25 protein-coding genes and 1 other annotated feature are annotated in these 24,299 nt (G+C 57.7%); of the genes, 13 read left to right on the top strand and 12 right to left on the bottom strand.

The window, feature by feature from the left end:
- Positions 1-44 precede the first annotated feature (44 nt).
- From MTP41_RS04170 to MTP41_RS04160, 3 genes are all read left to right on the top strand, one after another.
- The gene (locus tag MTP41_RS04170; protein WP_249236266.1) at positions 45-1,403 is read left to right on the top strand and encodes an alpha-amylase family glycosyl hydrolase; all 1,359 of its coding nucleotides are present in this window, start codon (positions 45-47) and stop codon (positions 1,401-1,403) included.
- Between the two features lie 79 nt (positions 1,404-1,482).
- Positions 1,483-2,001, top strand: coding sequence for a transcription repressor NadR (locus MTP41_RS04165; protein ID WP_005944532.1), 519 nt, complete (start codon positions 1,483-1,485; stop codon positions 1,999-2,001).
- Positions 2,002-2,097: 96 nt separating this feature from the next.
- Positions 2,098-2,649, top strand: a complete 552-nt coding sequence (locus tag MTP41_RS04160) for a TetR family transcriptional regulator (RefSeq protein WP_097776457.1) — start codon at positions 2,098-2,100, stop codon at positions 2,647-2,649.
- A 411-nt stretch (positions 2,650-3,060) separates the two neighbouring features.
- Here MTP41_RS04160 and asnB read toward each other — a convergent pair whose 3' ends face one another.
- Both asnB and MTP41_RS04150 read right to left on the bottom strand, forming a co-directional pair.
- Positions 3,061-4,647: an asparagine synthase B gene (asnB, locus tag MTP41_RS04155; protein ID WP_044954057.1), complete on the bottom strand. Its 1,587-nt coding sequence runs from the start codon at positions 4,645-4,647 to the stop codon at positions 3,061-3,063.
- A gap of 52 nt (positions 4,648-4,699) precedes the next feature.
- Positions 4,700-4,962 (bottom strand) — a binding site (T-box leader).
- Between the two features lie 14 nt (positions 4,963-4,976).
- A complete protein-coding gene (locus MTP41_RS04150; RefSeq protein WP_249236265.1) occupies positions 4,977-5,462 on the bottom strand; it encodes a Fur family transcriptional regulator in 486 nt (161 codons plus the stop codon).
- A 343-nt stretch (positions 5,463-5,805) separates the two neighbouring features.
- Between MTP41_RS04150 and MTP41_RS04145 the strand changes: the two genes are divergently transcribed.
- Complete coding sequence (locus MTP41_RS04145) at positions 5,806-6,465, top strand: GntR family transcriptional regulator (protein WP_097781559.1); 660 nt, start codon at positions 5,806-5,808, stop codon at positions 6,463-6,465.
- 156 nt (positions 6,466-6,621) lie between these two features.
- Here the strand turns inward: MTP41_RS04145 and MTP41_RS04140 are convergent, their stop codons facing one another.
- The 8 genes from MTP41_RS04140 to rpmG all read right to left on the bottom strand — a co-directional run bounded on the left by MTP41_RS04140 (position 6,622) and on the right by rpmG (position 11,471).
- Positions 6,622-7,758 carry an aldo/keto reductase gene (locus tag MTP41_RS04140; RefSeq protein WP_249236264.1) on the bottom strand — a complete coding sequence of 379 codons (1,137 nt, stop codon included), beginning with the start codon at positions 7,756-7,758 and terminating at the stop codon, positions 6,622-6,624.
- 179 nt (positions 7,759-7,937) lie between these two features.
- Positions 7,938-8,312: a 50S ribosomal protein L7/L12 gene (gene rplL, locus MTP41_RS04135; RefSeq protein ID WP_005944525.1), complete on the bottom strand. Its 375-nt coding sequence runs from the start codon at positions 8,310-8,312 to the stop codon at positions 7,938-7,940.
- 73 nt (positions 8,313-8,385) lie between these two features.
- Positions 8,386-8,901: a 50S ribosomal protein L10 gene (gene rplJ / locus MTP41_RS04130; protein WP_005944524.1), complete on the bottom strand. Its 516-nt coding sequence runs from the start codon at positions 8,899-8,901 to the stop codon at positions 8,386-8,388.
- A 276-nt stretch (positions 8,902-9,177) separates the two neighbouring features.
- On the bottom strand, positions 9,178-9,870 hold the full coding sequence (gene rplA, locus MTP41_RS04125) for a 50S ribosomal protein L1 (RefSeq protein ID WP_005944523.1): 693 nt from the start codon (positions 9,868-9,870) through the stop codon (positions 9,178-9,180).
- A 57-nt stretch (positions 9,871-9,927) separates the two neighbouring features.
- Positions 9,928-10,353, bottom strand: coding sequence for a 50S ribosomal protein L11 (rplK, locus tag MTP41_RS04120; protein ID WP_005920496.1), 426 nt, complete (start codon positions 10,351-10,353; stop codon positions 9,928-9,930).
- 136 nt (positions 10,354-10,489) lie between these two features.
- Positions 10,490-11,023 (bottom strand): transcription termination/antitermination protein NusG, encoded by a 534-nt coding sequence (gene nusG / locus MTP41_RS04115; RefSeq protein WP_005944521.1) that lies wholly within the window; start codon positions 11,021-11,023, stop codon positions 10,490-10,492.
- Positions 11,024-11,053: 30 nt separating this feature from the next.
- Complete coding sequence (gene secE, locus MTP41_RS04110; protein WP_097776462.1) at positions 11,054-11,305, bottom strand: preprotein translocase subunit SecE; 252 nt, start codon at positions 11,303-11,305, stop codon at positions 11,054-11,056.
- 16 nt (positions 11,306-11,321) lie between these two features.
- Positions 11,322-11,471, bottom strand: a complete 150-nt coding sequence (rpmG, locus tag MTP41_RS04105; protein WP_005920501.1) for a 50S ribosomal protein L33 — start codon at positions 11,469-11,471, stop codon at positions 11,322-11,324.
- 323 nt (positions 11,472-11,794) lie between these two features.
- On the opposite strand from rpmG, the gene MTP41_RS04100 reads away from it, so the two are divergent.
- From MTP41_RS04100 to dusB, 5 genes are all read left to right on the top strand, one after another.
- On the top strand, positions 11,795-12,886 hold the full coding sequence (locus MTP41_RS04100) for a D-alanine--D-alanine ligase family protein (protein ID WP_097775185.1): 1,092 nt from the start codon (positions 11,795-11,797) through the stop codon (positions 12,884-12,886).
- Positions 12,879-13,706, top strand: coding sequence for a glutamate racemase (gene murI, locus MTP41_RS04095; protein ID WP_097776463.1), 828 nt, complete (start codon positions 12,879-12,881; stop codon positions 13,704-13,706). The genes MTP41_RS04100 and murI overlap by 8 nt, the downstream gene beginning before the upstream one ends.
- Positions 13,707-13,721: 15 nt before the next feature.
- Positions 13,722-14,198, top strand: coding sequence for a DUF1934 domain-containing protein (locus tag MTP41_RS04090; RefSeq protein WP_097775187.1), 477 nt, complete (start codon positions 13,722-13,724; stop codon positions 14,196-14,198).
- A 33-nt stretch (positions 14,199-14,231) separates the two neighbouring features.
- On the top strand, positions 14,232-16,046 hold the full coding sequence (argS, locus tag MTP41_RS04085) for an arginine--tRNA ligase (protein ID WP_249236263.1): 1,815 nt from the start codon (positions 14,232-14,234) through the stop codon (positions 16,044-16,046).
- A gap of 224 nt (positions 16,047-16,270) precedes the next feature.
- The gene (gene dusB / locus MTP41_RS04080; RefSeq protein ID WP_044954051.1) at positions 16,271-17,290 is read left to right on the top strand and encodes a tRNA dihydrouridine synthase DusB; all 1,020 of its coding nucleotides are present in this window, start codon (positions 16,271-16,273) and stop codon (positions 17,288-17,290) included.
- Between the two features lie 8 nt (positions 17,291-17,298).
- Here the strand turns inward: dusB and yfbR are convergent, their stop codons facing one another.
- A complete protein-coding gene (gene yfbR, locus MTP41_RS04075) occupies positions 17,299-17,889 on the bottom strand; it encodes a 5'-deoxynucleotidase (protein WP_005944511.1) in 591 nt (196 codons plus the stop codon).
- A gap of 131 nt (positions 17,890-18,020) precedes the next feature.
- On the opposite strand from yfbR, the gene MTP41_RS04070 reads away from it, so the two are divergent.
- The 4 genes from MTP41_RS04070 to MTP41_RS04055 all read left to right on the top strand — a co-directional run bounded on the left by MTP41_RS04070 (position 18,021) and on the right by MTP41_RS04055 (position 23,895).
- A complete protein-coding gene (locus tag MTP41_RS04070; protein WP_097776467.1) occupies positions 18,021-20,408 on the top strand; it encodes a YfhO family protein in 2,388 nt (795 codons plus the stop codon).
- Positions 20,409-20,854: 446 nt separating this feature from the next.
- Positions 20,855-21,952 (top strand): ABC transporter substrate-binding protein, encoded by a 1,098-nt coding sequence (locus MTP41_RS04065; protein ID WP_249236262.1) that lies wholly within the window; start codon positions 20,855-20,857, stop codon positions 21,950-21,952.
- 178 nt (positions 21,953-22,130) lie between these two features.
- Positions 22,131-23,075 carry an ABC transporter permease gene (locus MTP41_RS04060; RefSeq protein WP_249236261.1) on the top strand — a complete coding sequence of 315 codons (945 nt, stop codon included), beginning with the start codon at positions 22,131-22,133 and terminating at the stop codon, positions 23,073-23,075.
- A gap of 7 nt (positions 23,076-23,082) precedes the next feature.
- Positions 23,083-23,895: an ATP-binding cassette domain-containing protein gene (locus MTP41_RS04055; RefSeq protein ID WP_165852891.1), complete on the top strand. Its 813-nt coding sequence runs from the start codon at positions 23,083-23,085 to the stop codon at positions 23,893-23,895.
- A gap of 143 nt (positions 23,896-24,038) precedes the next feature.
- Here MTP41_RS04055 and MTP41_RS04050 read toward each other — a convergent pair whose 3' ends face one another.
- Complete coding sequence (locus MTP41_RS04050) at positions 24,039-24,272, bottom strand: hypothetical protein (RefSeq protein ID WP_005944505.1); 234 nt, start codon at positions 24,270-24,272, stop codon at positions 24,039-24,041.
- Positions 24,273-24,299: the final 27 nt, after the last annotated feature.

Genomic DNA, 24,299 nt, shown 5'->3' with positions numbered 1-24,299 from the left:
CAGTGGGCGGAGGCTGATTTTTTTGTATGGGAGCGGTATGAACAATGGCTTGGTATGACAACGCGGTATTTTATCACATCTATCCTCTGGGGCTGTGCGGCTGCGCACATGAGAACGATGGGCAGGCGGTGCCCGGCGCGTTTAATAAACTGAACGCATGGGCTGAACACGCAGCGGACATCGGCTGCACGGCCATTTATATCGGCCCGCTGTTCGAGAGCGGTTCCCATGGCTACGACACCATCGATTACCGGCTGGTAGACCGCCGCCTTGGCACGAACACAGAGTTCAAGGACTTTGTGGCCCGGTGCCATGCCCGGGGCCAGAAGGTGATCGTGGACGGCGTGTTCAACCATGTGGGCCGCGATTTCTTTGCGTTTCAGGACTTGAAGGCAAACCGCGAGAACGCCCGCTATAAGGACTGGTTCTGCGATGTGAATTTCTGGGGCAACAACGAGTACAACGACGGCTTTTCCTACGGAAACTGGGGCGGCTTCAATCTGCTGGTCAAGCTGAACCAGCGCAACCCGGAGGTGCAGAACTACCACTACGATACCATCCGCTTCTGGGTGGATGAATTTGACATTGACGGCATCCGTCTGGACGCAGCCGATGTGCTGGACTTTGACTTTATGCGCGGTCTGCGCCGCCTTGCCAACGAGGTAAAGCCAGAGTTCTGGCTCATGGGCGAGGTGATCCACGGCGATTACAGCCGCTGGGCAAACCCGGAGATGCTGCACTCGGTGACGAACTACGAGCTGCACAAGGGCCTGTGGAGCGGCCACAACGACCACAACTATTTCGAGATCGCCCACACCATGCGCCGTCTGCAGGGCCTGTGCCACGATACCCGGCTGTATCTGTTCTCGGACAACCACGATGTGGAGCGCCTTCCCAACAAGCTGCGCAACCGGGAGCACATCCGCCACATTGCAATTCTAGTATATACGCTTTGGGGCATTCCGTCCATCTATTATGGCTCAGAATTTGGCATTGAAGGCAAAAAAGAGTGGGGAAGCGACTGGCCGCTGCGCCCCTGCCTGGAACTTTCCGACTTCAAGGACGCTGAGACCACCAACCCTGTCACCAGCGTGTATGCCGCACTGGGCAGACTGAAGGCGGAGCTGCCGGAGCTGACCGACGGCGAGGTGAAAGAGCTGCAGCTCACCACCCAGTGCTATGCCTTTGCCCGGGTGCTGGATGGAAAGGCCTGCGTCGTGGTGCTGAACAACGGCGACAGTCCCGCACAGCTGGAATTCCAGCTGCCGGTGGAGGCATCCTCTGCAAAGGACCTGTTGGCCGACACGGTGGGCGCACAGCCCGTTTTGACCAGCATGGAGTGGGGCCGCATGAAAGTGCAGCTGCCCTCCAATTATGCTACCATCCTGCAGCTGGAAAAGTAAACGCATTCTTGCATGATCCGCCGTCTTTTGCTACAATAAGAGCATAATACCGTAAAGCGGAAAGGAAGCTTTGAAAACCATGAATGCAGCGCAGCGCAGAGAATCCATTCTGAAACGGCTCAGCGGGGCCGAAGCACCGGTCAGTGCCAGCGCACTGGCGGCTTTGCTGGGGGTCTCGCGCCAGATCGTGGTGGGGGATGTGGCTCTGCTGCGGGCAGGCGGTGCGCAGATCGATGCAACGCCCCGGGGCTATCAGCTGCACCCGGCGGAAAAAGGCTATACCGCCATTCTGGCCTGCGTGCACAGCACCGAGGACGAGATGCGCACCGAGCTGTACACCGTGGTGGATCAGGGCGGCATCGTGGTGGATGTGGCCGTGGAGAACAGCCTGTATGGCGAGCTGCGCGGCAACCTGAACCTTGCCAGCCGCTACGATGTGGACAACTTCATCCAGCAGGCCAAGGACACGCCGGAAGCGCTTTTGAGCCGCATGACCGGCGGCGTGCATCTGCACACCCTGCACTGCCCGGATGCCGGGAGCTTTGAGCGCATCAAAAAAGAGCTGGAAGAAAAAGGAATCCTGTACCGCAAGGAGTGATGCGGATGGGGATAGACCCAGTATAAAAAAGGCTGAGGGCCTTGTCTATCCGCAAAACAGGAAAATGGTTGGATAATCAACATAAATGCAAAAGAGGTGGGTTTTCTGGATATTCGCATTGAAAAAACGGAGCGTGCCATCAAGCAGGCATTCATGGAGCTGCGGGCGCAGAAACCGCTGGAAAAAATCAAGGTCAAGGAGCTGTGCGATCTGGCCTGCATCAATAAGTCCACCTTTTATGCGCATTATCAGGATATCTATGCGCTGGCCAACGCCATGGAGGACGAAATGGTGGAGGTGGTGGTGGAAAGCCTGCCGCAGCTGACCGCCCGTGATGTAAGCGAGCGCACCGAGTGGCTGACCCGGGAAATGTTCCGGGCGTTCACCCGGAATCAGACCGAGATCGGCATTCTGTTTTCCGGCTCCCGTCAGGGGCTGTTCATCAACCGCGTGGAAGCTGCAATGAGCAAATGCATCTCGGAGAGCGACCCCTCGTTTGATGCCGATGTGGTGCGTAAGATCGTGCTTTCCTTCTGCGTGCAGGGCTGCTACTACACCTTCACCAGCTACTGCGGCCAGATGGACGAAAAGCGGCTGGTGGCTCTGCTTGCGTCCATTGCCCGGGCGGCGCAAAAAATCCGGATGTAACACAACAATTTAGAATGCCCGCCGCGTGCGCTTTGGGCATGAATAGCGGAAAAATAATTTTAATAGAGCAATGCCGGGCGGTCTGCGGACCGCCCGGCATTGCATTTTCACAGATGGAGCTTGGACGGCAAGGGGCGGCGCAGCGGGGGAAAAGCTAGCCCTCTCAGTCAATGCCTATCGGCCTTGACAGCTCTCCCAAAGGAAGAGCCTTTGGCAGCCCACGCAAACTTCATCTCTTTGCCAAGGCCTCTCCCTTTGGGAGAGGTGTCACCGCAGGTGACGGAGAGGGTTCCCTCTCGTGAAAAAGTAGATCGGGAAAATCCGCAGATTTTCCCGATCTACAAATTATAGAATATTCTTTCCGCTATTCATGCGCAAAGCAAAGCGGAGCGCATTCAAAATGGTCTGGCGTTACACACCGGAAGCACCGTAGTTTGCCAGCACACGGGCCGAGGGGTCGTTGACGTTGCAGTTCGGCCATGCCTTGTTGGGCATCCAGAAGCCCACGATGGTGCGGCTCTGGTCGTGGTAGTACTTCTCGAAAATTTCACGGTAAAACAGGCTTTCCTTGGTGAACGGCATGCAGTGGGCCGAATAGTTTGCACGGCGCAGCTGGAACTCCTCGTCGGTGTAAAGGCTTTCGGCATACTCTTTGATATCGTCCACCATGCTGTGGCCTACAGCATCCGAGAAGGCGGCTTTTTCACGCCACAGGATCTCCGGCGGCAGCCAATCGCCCTCAAAGGCCTTGCGCAGCAGATACTTGCCCTTGCCGTAGCTGTTCAGCTTTTTTTCCGGGTCAATGGCCATGACGTAACGCACAAAATCCAGATCACCAAAGGGCACGCGGGCCTCGATGCTGTTGGAGGAGATGCAGCGGTCGGCGCGCAGCACATCGTACATGTACAGCTCACGGATGCGCTTCTGGCTCTCCTGCTGGAAGGCATCGGCGGTGGGTGCGTAGTCGGTGTACTTGTAGCCGAACAGCTCATCGGAAATCTCGCCGGTCAGCAGCACGCGGACATCGGTCTGCTCGTGGATGGCCTTGCACAGCAGGTACATGCCCATGCTGGCGCGGATGGTGGTGATGTCCCAGGTGCCCAGCAGGCGGATGACCTCTTCCAGACTGTTGATGACCATATCCCGGTTGATGATGATCTCGTGGTGCTCGCTGCCCAGATATTCTGCGGTCTGGCGCGCATATTTCAGATCAATGGCATCGGTGTCCATGCCAATGGCAAAGGTGCGGATGGGCTTGCCAAGCTTCTTGGCGGCAATGGAGCACACCAGCGAGGAATCCAGACCGCCGGAGAGCAGGAAGCCCACAGGGGCATCTGCGTCCAGACGCTTCTCTACACCTGCGATCAGTTTTTCGCGGATGTTCCGCAGCACGGTGTCCATGTCGTCCTGCATGGGGGCGGGCACATCGGCAATGTCCTCATAGCGGACGAAGCGGCCATCGCAGTAGTAGCTGCCAATGGGGAAGGGCCGGATGTCGTCGCACCAGCCAATGAGGTTCTGCATCTCGGAGGCGAATGCGATCTGGTGGCTGGACTTGGAGTAGCCGTAGAACAGCGGACGGATGCCGATGGGGTCGCGGGCGGCGATGAGCCGGTCCTTGCGGGAATCGTACATAATAAGCGCGAACTCGGAGTCCATGTGGCGGAACATATCCAGACCGTACTCATAGTACAGCGGCAGCAGGATCTCGCAGTCGCAGTCGGACTGGAACTTGTAGCCGCGGCGCTTGAGGATCTCTTTCTCAAAGCGGAAGCCGTACAGCTCGCCGTTGCACACCACACAGTCGGCACCGCGGTAGAACGGCTGCATGCCTTCCGGCGTCAGGCCCATGATGGCAAGGCGGCCAAAGCCCATCAGACCAAAAGGCCCTTCCACCACACGTTGGTCGTCCGGGCCGCGCATGACCGTGCGCAGCAGGTATTCCTTGAATTTGGCGGCACTCAGATCGTGCCCGGTATAGCCCATAACACAACACATATTTCTTACCCCTCTTTTTAAATAAAAAATACGGCAGCTCATTCATCCCAATCGCTAGGACGAATATGCTGCCGTATCCGTGGTGCCACCTAAATTACCGGCATAAAACCATGCCAGTCACTTTTGTGCGCTCTCCCCGTTGAAAGCACTGCCGCGATAACGAGCGGCGCACGTCGGCCCCTACTGCTGCATAAACAGGTTCAGGGGGAAGCTTGCGGGTGTTCGTTCGGGTTTCGCTCTCTGCGCGGCTTCCACCTACCCGCACTCTCTGAAAGAGGACATTGAAACCTTACTTTTCCCGGTCAACGCTTTTTCTTGCATGCATTGTATCACGGCTTTTTGTCCGTGTCAACACAGCAGGCGCATTTTTGTACGGTTTGACCATCAGAGTCGGACTGTTCCTCTTTTTGGGCGCAGTGGCGGCACAAACCATACAGAACGCTGCCCTCGCACTGCAGGGTAAAGCCATGCTCTGCCATCAGGTGGGCGCGCACCTCGTCCATGAAGTGGCAGTCCAGATGATAGATGCGCCCGCACTGCACGCATTTGAGGTGCAGATGCTCCCGGCAGTGGCGGCCCTCGTCTACGTACTGGAACACGGCTTTTTCGCCCTTGTCGGCAACGTATTTCATGATGCGCTGCTCCCCGGCCAGCTTGTCCAGATAGCGGTACACCGTGGTGGGGTTGGGGCTTGCGCCCTGCTCTTCCAAATGTTCCAGAATGTTGGAAGCACTCACCGCGTGCTGCCGGTTGTTGATGAGATAATCTAAAATCAGTTGACGGGTCTTGGTATTGTAGCCGTCGCTTCGTGCCATAAGAGAGATCCACACCCTTTTCAATATTTTTTACATTGTAGCATATTTTTGTGTTGGATGCAAAAGAACCGGGCCAAAAGAAGCAGCATTGGCTACAAGCACAAAAAAACTTGTAGATTTTGGCAAAAATGAAACATAAAAATTAGATAAAACATAAAACGCGCCAAAGTTCACAAAAAAGTATTGTAATAATTGCCCTATTATGGAATAATAGAACTGGAATACTACTTGGATTGCAGCAAGAATACAAGATGCTTTGAAGTAGAAAGCATGCGCCCCAGAGTATTATAGGAGAAGAACCTTTTTCTTTGCAAGGGAAAAGGGAATAGGAGTTGTGCAGAACATGAAAGAAATGGAGTCGCAGACCAAACCGAGCCTGAAGCTGCAGGCATACCAGTACCTTAAGACCAAGATCCTGAACTGCGAGTATCGGCCCAACGAGTTTTTGAACGAGCAAAAGCTTTGTGCCGAGATGGGCAACATCAGCCGCACCCCCATGCGGGATGCTCTTGGCCGCTTGGAGCAGGAAGGCCTGATCACCATTCTGCCCAAGAAGGGCCTGATGGTTTCCGGCATCACCGAGGAGGACGTGCACAGCATGTTCGAGATGCGCCTGCTGGTGGAGCCTTACGCCCTGCGTACTTATGGCAGCGGCATCCCGCGGGAACAGCTGGAGACATTTGCCGAGTTGATGCATCACCCGGACAGCATCACCGACTTCTGCGAGTCGGACGATGAGTTCCACGAACTGCTCATGAGCACTTTGCCCAACAAGTACCTGCGTTCGGCGTATGACCGCATCACCGGTCTGAACACCCGCTTCCGCATCATGACCGGCAAGGTGAGCATGATCAATCAGGAGCAGACCTGTGACGAACATCTGGAAATTCTGGATGCCGCTCTGGCCGACAACTGGGACAGTGCTGCAGATTCCCTGCAGCACCATCTGGAGCTGGCCCGCGATAAGGCTGAAAGCGTGATCAAGGTCATCCGGCTGTGGTAAGAACTGCATAAAAAAGACCGTTGCACGAAAAACGTGTGACGGTCTTTTTTGTTATGAAACTCCCCCAGCCGCCTGCGGCGACAGCCCCCTCAGAGATGGGGCCTTAAAGCCTCCCTCTTTGAGGGAAGTGGCATCGCGCAGCGATGACGGAAGGAGTTACAGTGCGTCCAGCTCCTTTTGCAGTTGTGCCAGAGAATCGCGGATGGGCAGCTTTTGCGGGCAGACTGCCTCACATTTGCCGCAGCGCACGCAGTGCAGAGCCTTTTCGCTGTCCGGGAAGTGCTCGGCCCACTGGGCCTTGATGGCATCCTTCTGGCCGAACATGCCCAGCTTGTTCCAGATGCTGAAATTGTCCGGGATGTCCACCCCCATGGGGCAGGGCATACAGTACCGGCAGCCGGTGCAGCCAATCTTGATGCGGCGGTGCAGCTCGTTGGCTACGCTTTCCACAGCGGCATTTTCGGCGGGGGAAAGCGGTTCAAAATGGCCAAAGGTGGCAAGGTTGTCGGTCAGCTGATCCTCAGCACTCATGCCGGAGAGGATCACATGCACGTTTTTGTGGCTGCCCACCCAGCGCAGCGCCCAGGAGGCATCGGTGGCATCCGGACGCAGGGCGTGCAGCGGTGCGGCGGCATCTGCAGGCAGGGATGCCAGCGTGCCGCCCTTGATGGGCTCCATGATGATAAGCGGCACGCCGCATTCTTCGGTCAGCTGATAGCCCCGGTCGCCGGAGATCTCCTCGGCACGGTCGTCCCGGTCCAGATAATTGTATTGCAGCTGGCAGAAATCCCACGGCTGGTCGCGCAGAATATACTCAAATCCGGCAGAGTTGTCATGGCAGGAAAACCCAAAGTTCCGGATGCGTCCTGCGGCCTTCTGCTGCCACAGCCAGTCCACAAGGCCCATGGCTTTTGCCTTTTCGTACCGGGCCTTGTGCAGGGAGTGCAGCAGGTAGAAGTCGATGTAGTCCACGCCCAGCCGCTGCAGCTGCTCTTCAAAAATGCGCTTGGCATCGTCCAGGCTTTTGCAGTTCCACAGCGGCATTTTGGTGGCAAGATAAAAGCTGCTGCGGTCCCATTTGGCGATCACGCGGCCCACAAACGGCTCACTCTGGCCGTTGTGATAGGGATAGGCAGTATCGAAGTAGTTGACACCGGCGGCCTTAGCGGTGTTCAGCAAAGCTTCGGCGCGCTCTTCGTCAATGGTGCCGTCGGCTTTGATGGGAAAGCGCATACAGCCGTAGCCCAAAAGGGAAGTGCGGATGTTGTTTTTGTTCCAGTTGCGGTGCTCCATAAACTCTCTTTTTGCGGCAGAGGGGACAAAGGCTCTACCGTTCCTCCTGTTGAGAACAGTATAGCATAGTTTTTGAATGCGGAAAAGACATGCCGATCATCAAACAAAAAAAGATGCCCGCACCTTTCGGTACGGGCACCTCATTGTTCAAGAATGAACGACTCTCAGAAGAGGTTCAATTACTTGACCTCGACCTTAGCGCCAGCTTCGGTCAGCTTCTTCTGGATGTCCTCAGCCTCAGCCTTGGAGACCTTCTCCTTGACAGCCTTGGGAGCGCCATCGACGATAGCCTTAGCTTCCTTCAGGCCCAGACCGGTGATCTCCTTCACCAGCTTGATGACCTGCATCTTGGTAGCGCCAGCCTCAGCCAGGATGACGTCGAACTCGGTCTTCTCTTCCTCAGCGGCAGCAGCAGCGCCAGCAGCAGCGGGAGCAGCAGCAGCAACAGCGGAAACACCGAACTCTTCGCAGTAAGCGTCGATCAGTTCCTTCAGCTCCAGAACGGACAGCTCCTTAACGGAGTCGATGATGGCAGTAATCTTCTCAGAAGCCATAGTAGTAACCCTCCAATATCAATGGTTTTGTTTGTTAGTTTTTTGTTTTGTTTAAGCAGCAGTCACGCGGCCATCAGGCAGCGGGCTCCTCCTGCTTGTCGGCATAAGCCTGCATTGCAACGGCCAGACCAGACAGAGTGCTGGTGAGGGCGCCTGCGAACATGGACAGCATGCCTTCGCGGTTGGGCAGCTTTGCGATTGCGTTGGTCTCGGCAGCGTCCATGACCTTGCCTTCCATGAAGCCAGCCTTCACGACGAACTTCTTGGACTTATCGCCATCCTGATACTTGCACAGGATGCGGGCAGCGGACATGGGATCCGCTTCGTGAGCAAAAGCGATAGCGGTATCGCCCTTGAACTGCTCAGCCAGGCCCTCCAGAGAGGTACCCTTGACAGCCAGACGCAGCATGGTGTTCTTCACGACCATGTAATCGACGCCTGCCTCACGCAGCTCCTTACGGAGCTTGGTGTCGTTCTCGACGTTAATGCCGCCGTAAGCGACGACGCAGCCGGAAACCGCACTCTCAAACTTTGCCTTCAGATCAGCGACATAAGCCTGCTTTTCAGAAAGAATCTTTGCACTGGGCATTCGGTTTCACCTCGTTTCAAAAACTTGTATCGAAAACCGGAGCAAGTATGAAAAAGCCTCTTTCCCGCACTTGGTCGAGAAAGAGGCATAAAACAACTTTACGCACGTTTCTCGGCAGGCGGCATAGCCTTACACTGGACTCCAGTACCTGCTGTCTCAAAAACAGCATGATTATTTTACCGCAGACGTGCGGAGTTGTCAAGTCTTTTTTGAAATTTTCTGACAAAATTTTTCTGCCGCCCATACGAACGGCAGAAAAACGATCAGAACTTCAAATCAGACGCCGTACTTCAGGGTGTTCAGACGGATGCCAGGGCCCATGGTGGTGGCGATGGTAGCGCTCTTGAAGTAGGTACCCTTTGCTGCAGCGGGCTTTGCCTTGGCAATAGCCTCCATCACAGTGTCCAGGTTGGCGTACAGCTTCTCTGCACCGAAAGAAGCCTTGCCCACGGGCACATGGATGATGTTCTGCTTGTCCAGACGGTACTCGATCTTACCAGCCTTGGCCTCAGAAACAGCCTTGCCCAGGTCGGGAGCAACGGTGCCGGCCTTGGGGTTCGGCATCAGGCCGCGGGGGCCCAGGACCTTACCGAGACGGCCAACGCGGCCCATCATATCGGGAGTGGTCACGACAACGTCGAAATCCATGAAGCCGCCGGCGATCTTTGCGATCAGCTCGTCATCACCGACGATATCAGCGCCAGCAGCCTCAGCAGCGGCAGCTGCGGGACCCTTGGCGATCGCGCAGACGCGGACGGTCTTGCCGGTGCCGTTGGGCAGAACGACAGCGCCGCGGACCTGCTGGTCAGCGTGACGGCCGTCAACGCCCAGACGGACGTGCAGCTCAACAGTCTCGTCGAACTTGGCAGAAGCGGTCTTGCAAGCCAGCTCCAGAGCCTCGTTCACATCATATGCCTTAGTAGAATCGACCAGCTTTGCAGCGTCGACATAGTGCTTGCCATGTTTCATTGTATATCCTCCTGTGTGGTCATGCGGGCAGTTTTATGCCCTCCCACTGTTTATGTCTCAGCCCTCGACGGTGACACCCATGGAACGGCAGGTGCCGCGAACCATGCTGCATGCAGCTTCCAGAGAAGCAGCGTTCAGGTCGGGCATCTTGGTCTTGGCGATCTCTTCCACCTGAGCGGCGGTCAGAGAAGCGACCTTTTCCTTGTTGGGCTTGCCGGAAGCGGTGTTGATGCCAGCTGCCTTCTTGATCAGAACGGCTGCCGGAGGAGTCTTGGTGATGAAGCTGAAGGAGCGGTCAGCATACACAGTGATGACGACGGGGATCACATAACCCATCTGGTTCTTGGTACGCTCGTTGAACTCCTTGGTGAATGCCATGATGTTGACACCCTTCTGACCCAGAGCAGGGCCAACAGGGGGAGCCGGAGTTGCCTTGCCGGCCTCGATCTGCAGCTTAATGTAGCCAGTAACTTTCTGTGCCATAATAAATGCACCTCCAAAAATCTGTGGTGAGTTGCGGCACGGTGTCTCCGTGCCTCCCACGAGCATGTGCACAGTGCACACGCTCTATAAGAACCGCACTGCGGTCTTACCTTGGTAAACGATTTGAGCCGGTTGGTTACGGCAGCTCGACCTGACCGATCTCCACCTCTGCGGGGGTCTCGCGGCCGAACATGTTGACCTTGAGCTTCACTTTGAAGTTCTCGGTATCGATCTCCTCCACAAGGCCCATAAAGCCTTCCAGAGGACCGGCGGTGATCTGCACGGTGTCGCCGACGTTGAAGTCGACTGCCAGAGGTGCAGCCTTTTCCACGCCCATCTTCTCTACTTCTTCAGCAGAGAGGGGAACGGGCTTGGATGCGGGGCCGACGAAGCCGGTGCAGCCGCGCGTATTGCGCACCACGTACCAGGTATCGTCGTTCATCACCATTTTGACCAGAACGTAGCCGGGGAAGAGCTTGTGCTCCACCATCTTCTGCTTGCCGTTCTTGTCAATTTCGGGAACCATCTCGACGGGAACCTTGATATCGCAGATCAGATCCTGCAGATGACGGTTCTCCACCATGGTCTGCAGATCGTTCGCGACCTTGTTCTCATAGCCGGAATAGGTATGCACTACATACCAAAGTGCCTCATTGGATTGTTCTTCCATTTTGGTCTGCCCTCCGTTTCAAGATGATTCTCAGGCGCCGATGATCAAGCCCAGGATGCCGCCGAAGATGGCATCCAGCAGGATCATCACGACCGCTGCGATGGCGACGGTCACGAGCACGACGATGGTGTTGGTCTTAACGTCCTCTTTGGACGGCCACACCACCTTCTTCAGCTCGCTCTTGGTGTCGCGGAAGAACTTGGCACACTTGCCAAAGAAGTTCTTCACAGCGGCCTTTGCTCTGGCCACAAAGCCCGGCTTGTTCTCGGTTTTGTCTGCCATGATGCGTCCGCCTTTCTTACTTGGTTTCGCGATGAACGGTGTGCTTCTTGCAGAAACGGCAATACTTCTTCATCTCGAGACGATCGGGGTTGTTCTTCTTGTTCTTCGTGGTGTTGTAGTTGCGCTGCTTGCACTCGGTGCAGGCCAGAGTGATTTTAACGGTCATTTGTTGACACCTCCATTATAACGGTTGTTTTGAACCTCCCTCGGGTTGCGGGTGGTACCTGTAAAACAGGCGCACTTAATAACCCCGCAAAAGAGGTGATATCATTGTACCACGCACTTTTCCATCCGTCAAGCGGAAATCTTCGATTTTTGGAAAGTTTTTTTGAAAAATATCTCTTTTACCCACCGGCAGCTTTTTGGCATTCTGCTTGCATCGCGCGCATAGATATTGTATAATAAGCCAGAACGGCATTTTTACCGGTTATATCCCACCCAGGTCTTGGGCTTCCAGGTCTTGGGCTTTATAAATAGGAGAGAGTTATCATGCAGTCTGAAAAAATGTGCGTTGTGCTGCTGTTCGGCGGTATGTCCAGCGAGCACGAGGTCAGCCGCGTTTCTGTGGGCAACTTCGTCAACAACATTGACCGTGAAAAATATGAGGTGCTCACTGTGGGCATCACCAAGGAGGGCCGCTGGTTGTACACCGAGGCCACGGCCGCCCAGATGGCCGATGGCAGCTGGGAAGAGCTGGCAGGCAATATGGCCTGCGTCATCAGTCCGGACCGCGCCGACCACGGCATGATCCTGTTCACCCCGGAAGGCCATGTGGAAAAAGTGCATGTGGATGTGGTCATCCCGGTGCTGCACGGCCTGTGGGGCGAGGATGGCACGGTGCAGGGCTTGCTGGAGCTGGCCGGCATCCCCTACGTGGGCTGCGGCGTGCTGGCAAGCGCGGTGTGCATGGACAAAGCCGTGGCCAATGCTCTGTTCGAGGCCAACGGTGTGCCCCACACCAGATGGCTGGCTGCCGACCGCTGGGAGATCGAGTCCGATCTGGAAGGCGTGTGCGAGGGTGTGGAAAAGAAGCTGGGCTGGCCTGTGTTCGTCAAACCCGCAAACGCCGGTTCCAGCGTGGGCATCTCCAAGGTGTCCAGCCGTGACGAGCTGAAAAAGGCCATCGACCTTGCATTGGAAAACGACCGCAAGGTGGTGTTTGAAGCCTTTGTGGATGGACAGGAAGTGGAGTGCGCCGTGATCGGCTCCGACCCCGCCGTGGCGACCCGTCCGGGCGAGATCCTTGCCGGTGCCGAGTTCTATACCTACGACGACAAGTACAAGAACGGCGTGAGCCAGACCGTCATCCCGGCTCACCTGCCGGAAGCAAAGCTGGACGAGGTGAAGACCTACGCCGCCATGGCCTACACTGCCCTGAATTGCGAGGGCCTTGCCCGCTGCGATTTCTTTGTGGAAAAGGGTACTGGCCGGGTGCTGATCAACGAGATCAACACCTTCCCGGGCTTCACGTCCATCAGCATGTACCCCAAGCTGATGGAGCACGAGGGCCTGCCGGTGCCGCAGCTCATCGACCGGCTGATCGCGCTGGCGCTGGAAAGGAAGGAAAAGCAGCATGGATAACCGCCCGATCGGCGTATTCGACAGCGGCCTTGGCGGCCTGACCGGTGTGCGGGAGCTGCGCAAGCGCCTGCCCCACGAGGAAATCATCTATTTTGGCGATACCGGCCGCGTGCCCTATGGCAGCCGCAGCCCGGAGACCATCCTGCAGTATGCCCGTCAGGACGTGGCATTCCTGCTTTCTAAAAATGTAAAGTGCATCATGGCGGCCTGCGGCACCGTGTCCAGTACCTACCCGGCTGCAGAAGCGGCAAAGCTGCCGGTGCCCTATCTGGGCGTGGTGGATGCTGCCGCCCGGGAAGCAGCCTTTGCTACCCGCAACCGCCGCATCGGCGTGATCGGCACCGCTGCCACCATCCGCTCCCGCAGCTACGAAAAGCTGCTGCGTCAGCTGGTGCCGGGGGTGGAGATCACCGCCCGGGCCTGCCCGCTGTTCGTGCCGCTGGTGGAGGCCGGTTACGTGGACCACAGCGAGGAGAGCCGACAGCAGGTGACGAAGCTGGTGATCGCTCAGTACCTGACCGAGGTGCGTGAGGCCGGTGTGGACACCCTGATTTTGGGCTGCACCCACTACCCGCTGCTCAAGACCATGATCGGCGAGTTCATGGGCCAGAGCGTGACGCTGGTGGATCCGGCCAAGACCGCCGCCCACCATCTGGAACAGATGCTCTCCGAGCGCGGCCTGCGCGCTGCACAGGAGCACGAGGGTCAGGCGCACTTCTACGTGAGCGATGTGCCGGACAGCTTTGTGCAGACGGCAGATCTGTTCCTGGGCGAGTACAAGGGCGGCCCGGTGGATCAGATCGCCATTGATAAATATTGATAAGGACAGAAAAACGTGAGCAAACCGCTGAAGGAAGATTATATCATCCGCATCAAGAGCCGCATTGAGCAGCATGTGAAAGAGCCTGTGGAGCAGGAAGAAAAGGAAGAGTTTGTGGAGCTGATGACCCGCGGCCAGTTCGTGCAGAAGGGCGGCAGCTACTACATTACCTATAAAGAGACCGAGACCACCGGCTACGAGGGCTGCACCACCACCCTGAAAATTGCCGCCGACGGCAGCCGCGTGGCGATGCTGCGGTTTGGCAAGGGCGGCGGGGCCGGCACCCAGCTGCTGATCGAAAAAGGCAAGCGCAACCTCTGCCACTACGAGACAGGCTACGGCTCCATGACGCTGGGCGTGACCGCCGACGAGATCGAGTGCGGCCTGACCGAGAAGGGCGGCACCGCAAAGTTCGGCTACCTGCTGGATGCCAACAGCGCCGAGCTTGTGAGCCGCAACCGCCTTGAAGTGACCGTGACCCACGTAAACTGAGATATTTCCCAGACTGTGAAAGGAACCAGACCAATGACTGAATTTGAAAAGATCTACCAGAACTATAACCCCCGTCAGGCTGCGCTGGACGAGGCACGCGCTCTGCTGACCGCTGCCGCCAAGGCCGCCATGGCCGATGGTGCTCTGCCGGAAGCTGAGCTGCCCGCCTTCATCGTGGAGATCCCCGCCGATACCAAGAACGGCGATATTGCCTCCAACATCGCCATGGCCGGTGCACGCAGCTGGCGCAAGGCTCCCAAGATGATCGCGGATGCGCTGCTGGCACATCTGCCCTCCATCGAGAACAGTGTGTTTACCAAGGTGGAAGTGGCTGGCCCCGGCTTCATCAACCTGTTTTTGGCTCCGTCCTTCTGGGCCAGTGTGGTGCTGGGTGCCTGCTCCAACAAGGAGTATGGCCGCACCGATCACGGCAAGGGTGCCAAGTACAATGTGGAATTCGTTTCCGCCAACCCCACCGGCCCCATGCACATGGGCAACGCCCGCGGCGGTGCTCTGGGCGACTGTCTGGCGGCGGTGCTGGACTGGTCCGGCTATGATGTGACCCGTGAGTTCTATATCAACGATGCCGGCAACCAGATCCAGAAGTTCGGCAAGAGCCTTGCTGTGCGCTACCTGCAGAAGTACTGCGGCGAGGAAGCCTATCCGCTGCCCGCCGAGTGCTATCAGGGCGGGGACATCAAGGTGCTGGCCGGTGAGTTTGCCGAGCTGAACGGCGACAAGTACGTTGCCGCCTGCAAGGGGATGGACGAGGAGACTCTGTTCGAGAGCGAGGCCTTTGCCGCCCTGAAGGACGCACTGGTGGCCTACGCTCTGCCCAAGAACATTGCTGCCCTCAAGCGCGATCTGGGCAAGTACCGCATCGACTACGATGTGTGGTTCCATGAGAGCACCCTGCACGAGTCCGGCGCGGTGATGGCCGTGGTGGATAAGCTGCTGGAGCTGGGCGCATGCTATAAGGCAGAGGACGGTGCCATCATGTACCGCAGCGCCCAGTACGCTGCCAAGTACGGCACGGTGAACAAGAAAAAGACCGAGGACGGAACCGAGGAGGAAGCCAAGGACGAAGTGCTCGTCCGTGCCAACGGCATCCCCACCTACTTTGCCGCCGATATCGCCTACCACTACAACAAGCTGGCCACCCGCGGCTTTGCCAAGGCCATCGATGTCTGGGGTGCAGACCATCACGGCCATGTGGCCCGCATGAAGGGTGCCATGGATGCCATCGGCCTGAACGGTGAAGATCTGGACGTTGTGCTGATGCAGATGGTCAACCTGATGCGCGACGGCCAGCCTGTGCGGATGTCCAAGCGCACCGGCAATGCCATCACCCTGACCGACCTGCTGGAAGAGGTGCCCATCGACAGCGCACGCTTCCTGTTCAATATGCACGACGCAGGCAGCGGCATCGATTTTGACCTGGATCAGGCTGTCAAGACCGACAACGATAACCCGGTGTACTATGTGCAGTATGCCCATGCCCGCATCTGCTCCATTCTGAAAAAGATGGAGAGCGAGGGCGTGCAGTTTGCCGGTGCCGAGAAGGTAGATGCCACCCTGCTCACCGAGCCTTCCGAGATGGATCTGATCCGGATGCTGGCAGCCTTCCCGCAGGAGATCGTCATGGCGGCAGAAAAGTACGACCCCAGCCGCATCAACCGCTTTGTCATTGATCTGGCCAGTGCCTTCCACCGCTTCTATGGCAACTGCCGCATTCAGGGTGCAGACCCCGCTGTGCAGCAGGCACGTCTGGCCCTGTGCATCGGCGTGAAGAACGTCATCTTCAACGTGCTGACCATGTTCAAGATCAACGTGCCGGAGAAGATGTAAAGGCGAACGGGCTCGCCCTCTCAGTCTGCTTTGCAGACAGCTCTCCCAAAGGGAGAGCCTCTGGCGAAACCAGAAACTTTCTATGGACTGCCAAAGCCTCCCACTTTGGGGGAGGTGGCATTGCGTAAGCAATGACGGAGAGGGCGAAGCCGCTGCCCGAAATAACAAAAAAGGCTCCTCCCGGTGGAGGAGCCTTTTTAAATCAATCAGATTTGAGGAAACCTATGGAACCTTTGAAGATCGGCAATATCATCCTGCCCCACCGGGCGGTGTTCGGCCCGATGGCGGGCTTTACGGATGCACCCTGCCGCCGCCTGATGGCCCAGCACGGTGCAGGCTTTACTGTGAGCGAAATGGTGTCCAGCCGGGCGCTGGTGTACGGCGACCACAAGACGGTGAGCCTGCTCAAGGCCGAACCCAACGGTGCACCCTATGGCGTGCAGATCTTTGGCGAAGTGCCCGAGATCATGGGCGAAGCCACCGCCGCCATCGAACAGTACGAGTTCGACTTTGTGGATATCAACATGGGCTGTCCGGCCCCCAAGATCGTGTCCGGCGGCGCAGGCAGCAAGCTGATGCTGGACCCGGACCGCTGCGGGCGCATCGTGGAGCAGGTTGTGGCAAATACAAAACGGCCTGTCACCGTGAAAATGCGCAAGGGCTGGGATGCCGACCACATCACTGCAGTGGAGTGTGCCAAGGCCTGTGAGCAGGCCGGCGCAGCCCTCATTGCGGTGCACGCCCGTACCCGGGAGCAGATGTACACCCCCGGCATCGACCCGGAGATCATTGCCCGGGTGAAGGATGCCGTCAGAGTGCCGGTGCTGGGCAACGGCGACATCCACTCGGCAGAGGATGCGGTGGAGATGATGCAGGCCACCGGCTGTGACGGCGTGATGATCGCCCGGGGCGCGCTGGGCGACCCGTGGCTCTTTGAGCGGGTGAACGCCGCCATTGAAGGCCTGCCCGCACCCAAGGCACCCAACCTGCAGGCCCGCATGAATGCGCTGCGCCGTCAGGTGGAGGAGATGGTGGAGCAGAAGGGCGAGTTCGTCGCCATGCCGCAGGCCCGCTCTCAGACCATGCACTATATGAAGGGGCTGAAAGGTGCGGCCAATCTGCGCCGCTACTGCTGCACCCTGACCCATCTGGAAGATCTGGACGAGCTGATCGATGCTGTTTTTGAAGAGCAGCGCAAAGCGGGCATCGACCCGGACGACGTGCGCGAGGTGCCATTTCCGTAAGGGGAATATTACTGCTGCCGGGTCAGCTCATCCAGATTCTGGGTGTAACAGGGCAGACAGTGCTCTATGAACCAGTCGGCTTCCGGGCAGTGCATGGCCTGCAGGGCCGCTTTCTGCTGGGCCAGCGCCGCGTCAAACTCGTGGTTGCCGCTGCGCTGCTCCTCCGTGCATTTGATGAGGGCGCTCAGCCGGTCGGCGGCCTTCAGCAGGCGCTTTTCCTCGGCGGTGAGCAGTTCCCCGGAGATGAACGGGGACAGCTCTTCGCTCAACTCGTCCGGCAGAAGGCCGGTCATGCAGCGCACGCTCTCGGTTTCCAACGCCTTGTAGGCATCCCGCAGGGTGGGGCTGCTGTACTTGACCGGTGTGGGCATGTCGCCGGTAATGATCTCCGGCGCGTCGTGGTACAGCGCCGCCACTGCTACCGTTTTGGGGCGGCAGGGCGTGCCGGTGTACCGCCGTGCGATCAGGCAAAGCATGTGGGCCAGCAGGGCGGTATCGCAGGTGTGCTCGCTGAGAGATTCGGCCCGGGTGGAGTGCATCAGGCTCCAGCGGGTAATGTATTTCATGCGCGCCAACAGGGCGCTGAACGGGTACAGCATGGCAGCTTCCTCCTTTTTTCTCCAACATACCTGTCCGGAAGAGCGTTGTCAAGCCCTTTTTTCTGCGCAGTGTTCGTGCTATACTAAAATAAACCAACTTTCTGCCGCTTTGGCAGAGAAAAGAGGAAACCATGGAGCGGTCTGGTACTGCCCGGCAGCCGCAGCTGCTGGGACAAAAAAAGGATAAATTCTGGCTGACGGTGGGCCTGTGTGCCCTCACGGCGGCCCTGTTCTTTCTGCCGTTTTATATCATCGACGGCGGCTTTTTCCACTATGCAGGCGATTTCAACAGCCAGCAGATCAGCTTTTACCGCTATATGAACGGCTTTATCAAGGGCGCAGGCTACCCGGACAGTGCGTTCACCTCGGTGCACAATACCTTCTCATGGGCTACCGACCTTGGCAGCGGCGTGATGAACGCCTATTCGTTCTACCTGTACGGCTCGCCGTTCTTCTGGTTCTCGCTGCTCTTCCCGCAGGGGTGGCTGCCCTACCTCATGGTACCGCTGCTGGTGCTCAAGTTTGCCGTGGCGGGCGGCGGTGCGTACCTGTATCTGCGCCGCTACGTCAAAAATATCGACTACGCCGTGCTGGGAGCCTGCCTGTATACCTTCTCCGGCTTTACGGTATACAATGTGTTCTTCAACCACTTTGTAGATGTGGTGGCGCTGTTCCCGTATCTGCTGTGGTCGCTGGACGAGGCCCTTTACAACGACCGCCGCAGCTGGTTTGCGTTCTGGGTGGCGGTGAACCTTGTCAACAACTACTTCTTCTTCATCGGTCAGGTGGTATTTCTGGCCATCTACTTCATCTGCAAGCTCAGCACAAGGGACTTCCGTCTCACTGCAAAAAAGTTCGGGCTGCTGGCCTTTGAAAGCCTGCTGGGCGTTGCCATGGGCAGCATCCTGCTGGTGCCTGCGGTGCTCTCCATTTTGCAGAACCCGCGCACCATCGACCTTTCCTCCGGCTGGGGCTTTCTGACCTACAGCAAGGTGCAGCAGTACCTTGCAATTCTCGTCAGCTGGATCATGCCGCCGGATTCTCCTTACCTCACATCCATCTGGTCGGAGGGCGTGATCAAGTGGACCAGCATGTCGGCCTATCTGCCGCTGTGCAGTCTGGCCGGTGCCGTGGCCTACTGGAAAGCAAAGTGCGGCGACAGTAAAAAGCGCATCGTGGGCACCTGCGCCGTGTTCGCACTGGTGCCCATCCTGAACAGTGCGTTCTACGCCCTCAATTCCAGCTACTATGCGCGCTGGTACTATATGCCGGTACTGGTGCTGGCCGCAATGACCGTGAACGCGCTGGAAGACCACAACACCGATCTGGACAGCCCGGCCCGCGGCATCAGCTGGCTAATGATCGCCACGGTGGCCTTTGCGGTGGTGCCGGTGCAGGACAGCGACACCGGCAGCTGGTCGTTCGGCGTGCTCAAGAACCCCGGCCAGTACTGTGCGGTGCTGGGCTTTGGCCTGCTGGGCCTGCTGCTGTACCGCTATCTCTGCCAGAAGTGGCGGGGCGACAGCCGCTTTGCCCAGCGCCTGACGGCGGCAGTGCTGGCGTTTGCCTTCCTGTTCAGCGTGGTGCACATCGGCATTGGCAAGTTCGGCCAGTGGTATACCGACAGCGACCTTGTGAAGCAGGACACAAGCGCCCTGCTGTTGAAAAACGACCTGCCCGAAGGCGATTACCGCGTGGATACGTACAAGATCCACGACAACATCGGTATGTGGCTGGATAAGAGCTGCCTGCAGTATTTTGGCAGCACGGCGGCCCCCAGCATCCTCAGCTTCTACCCGGCGCTGGGGGTCAAGCGGGATGTGCGCAGTGAGCCGGAGCTTTCCAATTATGCACTGCGGGGCCTTTTGAGTGTGGAGTACCTTATCACCACGCCGGAAAAGCAGACCGACTTTGAAAACGAAGCCGACGACGGCTGGGAATATGCCTTTGCAAAGGATGGCTATGCGGTCTACCGCAACACGAACTATGTGCCCATGGGCTTTGCCTATGATTATTACCTCACCCAGACCGAGTACGAAGAAACAGCCAAGGACACCCGCGCAAATCTCCTGATGCGTGCACTGGTGCTTACCGACGAGGATGCTGCAGTCTACGGCAAGTACCTCACCCATCTGCCGGAAGGCAGACGGGAGGAGCTGTACTATGAGTCCTACGTGCAGGACTGCCGCGAGCGCCGTGCCACGGCTGCCAGTGTGTTCCAGATGAACAATTCGGGCTTCCACGCCGAGATCACGCTGGAAAAAGAGAACCTCGTGTTCTTCTCCGTGCCTTACGATGACGGCTTTAAGGCCTATGTCAACGGGCAGGAAGCCGACATTGTGGAGGTGGACGAGGGATTGATGGCTGTGCTGTGCCCGGCAGGTGAAAACAGCATCGATTTTGTCTACCAGCCCGACGGCATCCGGCTGAGCCGTGCGCTGACTTTGGGCGGCATTGTGGTATGGCTGGCGTACACGGCGTACTTCGTCTGGCGCAAGCGCCGCACAAAGCGGGCCTGATGCACGGAAGAATGACTTTGTGCTGTAGAAAAAAGAAATTTTTGAAATTTCCTCTTGACTTTATGCCAATAAAGCGTATAATGCAATCAAACCGATGAGGCGGAAGAGAACCTGCACAGCGCATCTTCAGTGAGCCCGGACAGTGAAAACGGGCGAGAGCGGGGCAGAGCTTCGTGGGCCGCCGAGGGCCGGGCAAATGGGCAGCAAGCCTTAGTAGCTTTGGACGGAAGTCTCCGTTACAGGACAGGGGAGTGTTGGCTCTCCGTGAGAGGCTCTGTAGTTTGCAAAGCAGGGCAAGCAAGGTGGCACCGCAGAATCGAACTTTACCGATCCTGTCCTTGTGGATAACACATAGGGACAGGGTCGTTTTTATTTGTAAGACCCGTCCCGCAAAGGGAGCGGGTCTTTTACTTTTGCCGCCCGCTCCGGGAAAGGAGTTTACTGTTATGAAAAACGTTACCATGATCTCCCGCCGCAGCTTCCTCAAGGCCGCTATGGCTGCTTCCGCCGTTTCTGCGCTGGCATTCACCGGCTGCGGCGGCTCCGCTTCCAGCACCGTGGCTGCATCTTCCACCGCTTCTTCCGCTGCCGCTTCCGCAGCAGCCGAGGGCGGCCAGACCTTCAAGGTGGGCATCGTCAACTATGTGGATCATGCTTCCCTCAACCAGATCGTGGAATCTGTGGAGAGCCGTCTGGATGAGCTGGGGGCAGAGAAGGGCGTTACCTTCGACTACGCCGACTACTATGCAAATGCACAGGCTGACCAGTCCAACCTGAACCAGATCGGTGCCGACCTCGTAGGGGACGGCGTGGATGTGATCGTGGCTGTGGCTACCCCCACCGCCGCAACCATGCTGGCCGCTGTGGAGGATACCGATATCCCCGTTGTCTACTCTGCTGTCACCGACCCCGCCGCTGCAGGCTTTGACGGCGAGGAAAACATCACCGGCACCTCCGACGCACTGAACACCGAGGCCATCATGAAGCTGATCACCGCTGTCAACCCGGACATTGACACCATCGGCCTGCTGTACGACCTGAGTCAGGATGCCTCCACCCAGGCCATTGCCGATGCCAAGGCTTTCTGTGATGCCAACGGCATTAAGTACATTGAGAAGAACGGCACCACCACCGCTGAGGTGCAGATGGCGGCTGAGGCTCTGATCGCCGCCGGTGTCAAGGCCGTGTTTACCCCCACCGATAACACCGTGATGACCGCAGAGCTGTCCATCTACGAGACCTTTACCGAGGCAGGCGTGCAGCACTACACCGGTGCCGACAGCTTTGCACTGAACGGGGCCTTTGTGGGCTACGGCGTGGATTACGTCCAGCTGGGCGAAGCCACTGCCGACATGGTGGCGGAGATCCTCTGCGACGGCAAGACTACCGCAGACCTGCCCTACCAGACCTTTGATAACGGCATCGTCACCATCAACACTGAGACCTGCGAAGCGCTGGGCCTTGACCTCGACACCGTGAAGGAAGCCTTCAAGCCCTACTGCACCGAGATCGCGGAAGTAACCACCGCAGAGAACTTCTCTTAAAAAAGAACCCTCTCAGTCAAAACCTGACGGTTTTGCCAGCTCCCCCGAAAGGGGGAGCTTTTGGCAGTTCTGAGGAAAGGTTCTGTTTATAAAACCCTCCCGTGAAAATGGCATACCGGAGCGTCCGCAGACGCCATTTCAAATCGTCCATTCAAAAAAACATAAAAGGAGCACACACATGCTGGCGAGTATCTTTTCGCTCAACGTCCTACAGACGGCGCTGGAACTGGGCTGTATCTATGCCCTGGTGGCGCTGGCACTGTTCCTGAGCTATTCCATCCTGAACATCGCAGACCTTTCCACTGACGGCTGCTTCACGCTGGGCTGCGCCGTGGCCTGTCAGGTAGCACTGACCGGCCACCCCATTCTGGCCCTGTTCGCAGCCATGGCGGCAGGTGTGTGCTCCGGCTTTGTTACGGCTTTTCTGCAGACCCGCCTTGGCGTGGAGAGCATCATGGCAGGCATCATCGTCAACACCGGCCTTTACACCATCAATCTGGCCGTGATGGGCTTTTCCTCTACCATGTCGCTGGTCAAGACCGACACTGTTTTCTCGCTGGCAAAAGGCCCGCTGAGCTTCCTTGGCGGCTGGTATAAGCTGGCCATCGCGCTGGTCATCATCGTGCTTGCAGGCGCGGCGATGCTGGGCTTCCTCGGCACCCGTCTGGGCCTGTCCATCCGCGCCACCGGCGATAATGCCGCCATGGTGCGCGCTTCCAGCATCAACCCGGCTTTCACCATCACGGTGGGCCTGTGCGTTTCCGGCGCATTGTGCGCCCTCTCCGGCGGCCTGCTGGCACAGTATCAGAAGAGCTGCGATATCAATGTGGGCACCGGCATGGTGACCATCGCACTGGCTTCCCTCATCATCGGCGAGACTCTGCTTGGTAAGCGCACTATGCTGCGCCGGATCATCGGCGTGGTGTTCGGCAGCTGCCTGTACCGTTTTATCGTGGCTGTGGCCCTGCGCTTCAATGTGCCTGCCGCCGCCATGAAGCTGGTGTCCGCCATCATCGTGGCCATCGCCATTTCGATGCCGGCCATCAAGGAAAAAATCGCCTTTGAGCAGCGCAAGCATGGGGCCTGCCGCCGCCGCGTGACTACCGGCAAGGAGGGAAAGTAAGATGGAAATGCTTCAGCTGAACGATCTGCACAAGACTTTCAACCCCGGCACGGTCAATGAAAAAGTGGCCCTGAACGGTGTCAGCCTGCACATGGAAGCAGGGGACTTTGCCACCATCGTTGGATCCAACGGCGCGGGCAAATCCACCCTGTTTAACGCCATCACCGGCGGCTTCATCGCCGACGAGGGCAGCATCCTGCTGGGCGGACAGGATATCACCTTTGAGCCGGAGCACCAGCGCAGCAAGGTCATCGGCCACCTGTTTCAGGACCCGCTCAAGGGCACGGCACCCAACATGACCATTGAGGAAAACCTTGCACTGGCCTATCTGCGTGCCGGCACCGCGCCCCACGCCATCTTCTCCCGCATCTCCCGCAAGGACAAGGAAGTGTTCCGCGAAAAGCTGGCGCTGCTGGATATGGGCCTTGAGGACCGGATGAAGCAGCCGGTGGGACTGCTTTCCGGCGGTCAGCGGCAGGCGCTGACCCTGCTCATGGCAACGCTGGTCACCCCCAAGCTGCTGCTGCTGGACGAGCACACCGCAGCGCTGGACCCCGCCACCGCCGAAAAGGTGCTGGAGCTGACCAAGAGCATCGTGGCCGAAAAGAAGATCACCTGCCTGATGGTCACCCACAACATGCATCAGGCATTGGAGCTGGGCAACCGCACCCTGATGATGGATTCCGGCCGCATCGTCTTTGACGTGAAGGGCGAGGAACGCAGCCGGATGACCGTGGACGGCCTGCTTGAAAAGTTCCGCGAGAATGCCGGCAAGAATCTGGATAACGACCGCATCCTGCTGAGTAAAGTGGAAAAGTGACCCGGACAGGGAAGCACAGCCCCGACAGACCATGCAGTCTGCCGGGGCTGTATTTTTGCGGGAGCACACCGCAGGAAAAATGGCCCCTGAAACAGCAAATCCCCCCTGCGCAGATGCACAGAGGGGATTTTGAATATCAGAAATTACTGAACGTATTCGACCGTGTACTCGAAGCCGTACTCTTCCTGCAGCTTCTTCACCTCGGCCTCGCAGTCCTCGATGAAGGTGGGAGCGTAGACGGAAGCGCCGTTGTGGGCCTTCTTGTAGTCCTCAACGATCTGCTGCAGCTTTGCCCAGCCTTCGTTGGCCTTGTTCTGGTCGATGCTGTCGGGGAAGTTGATGATGAACTCGCGGTGCTTAGGAATACGTGCTTTCATGGTAGGTTCTCCTTATAACAGTTTGGA

The organism is Faecalibacterium sp. I4-3-84 (assembly GCF_023347255.1).
Taxonomy (GTDB): domain Bacteria; phylum Bacillota; class Clostridia; order Oscillospirales; family Ruminococcaceae; genus Faecalibacterium; species Faecalibacterium taiwanense.
Note: the sequence above shows the minus strand (reverse complement) of the source record. Positions and strands in the feature narration are given on the sequence as shown.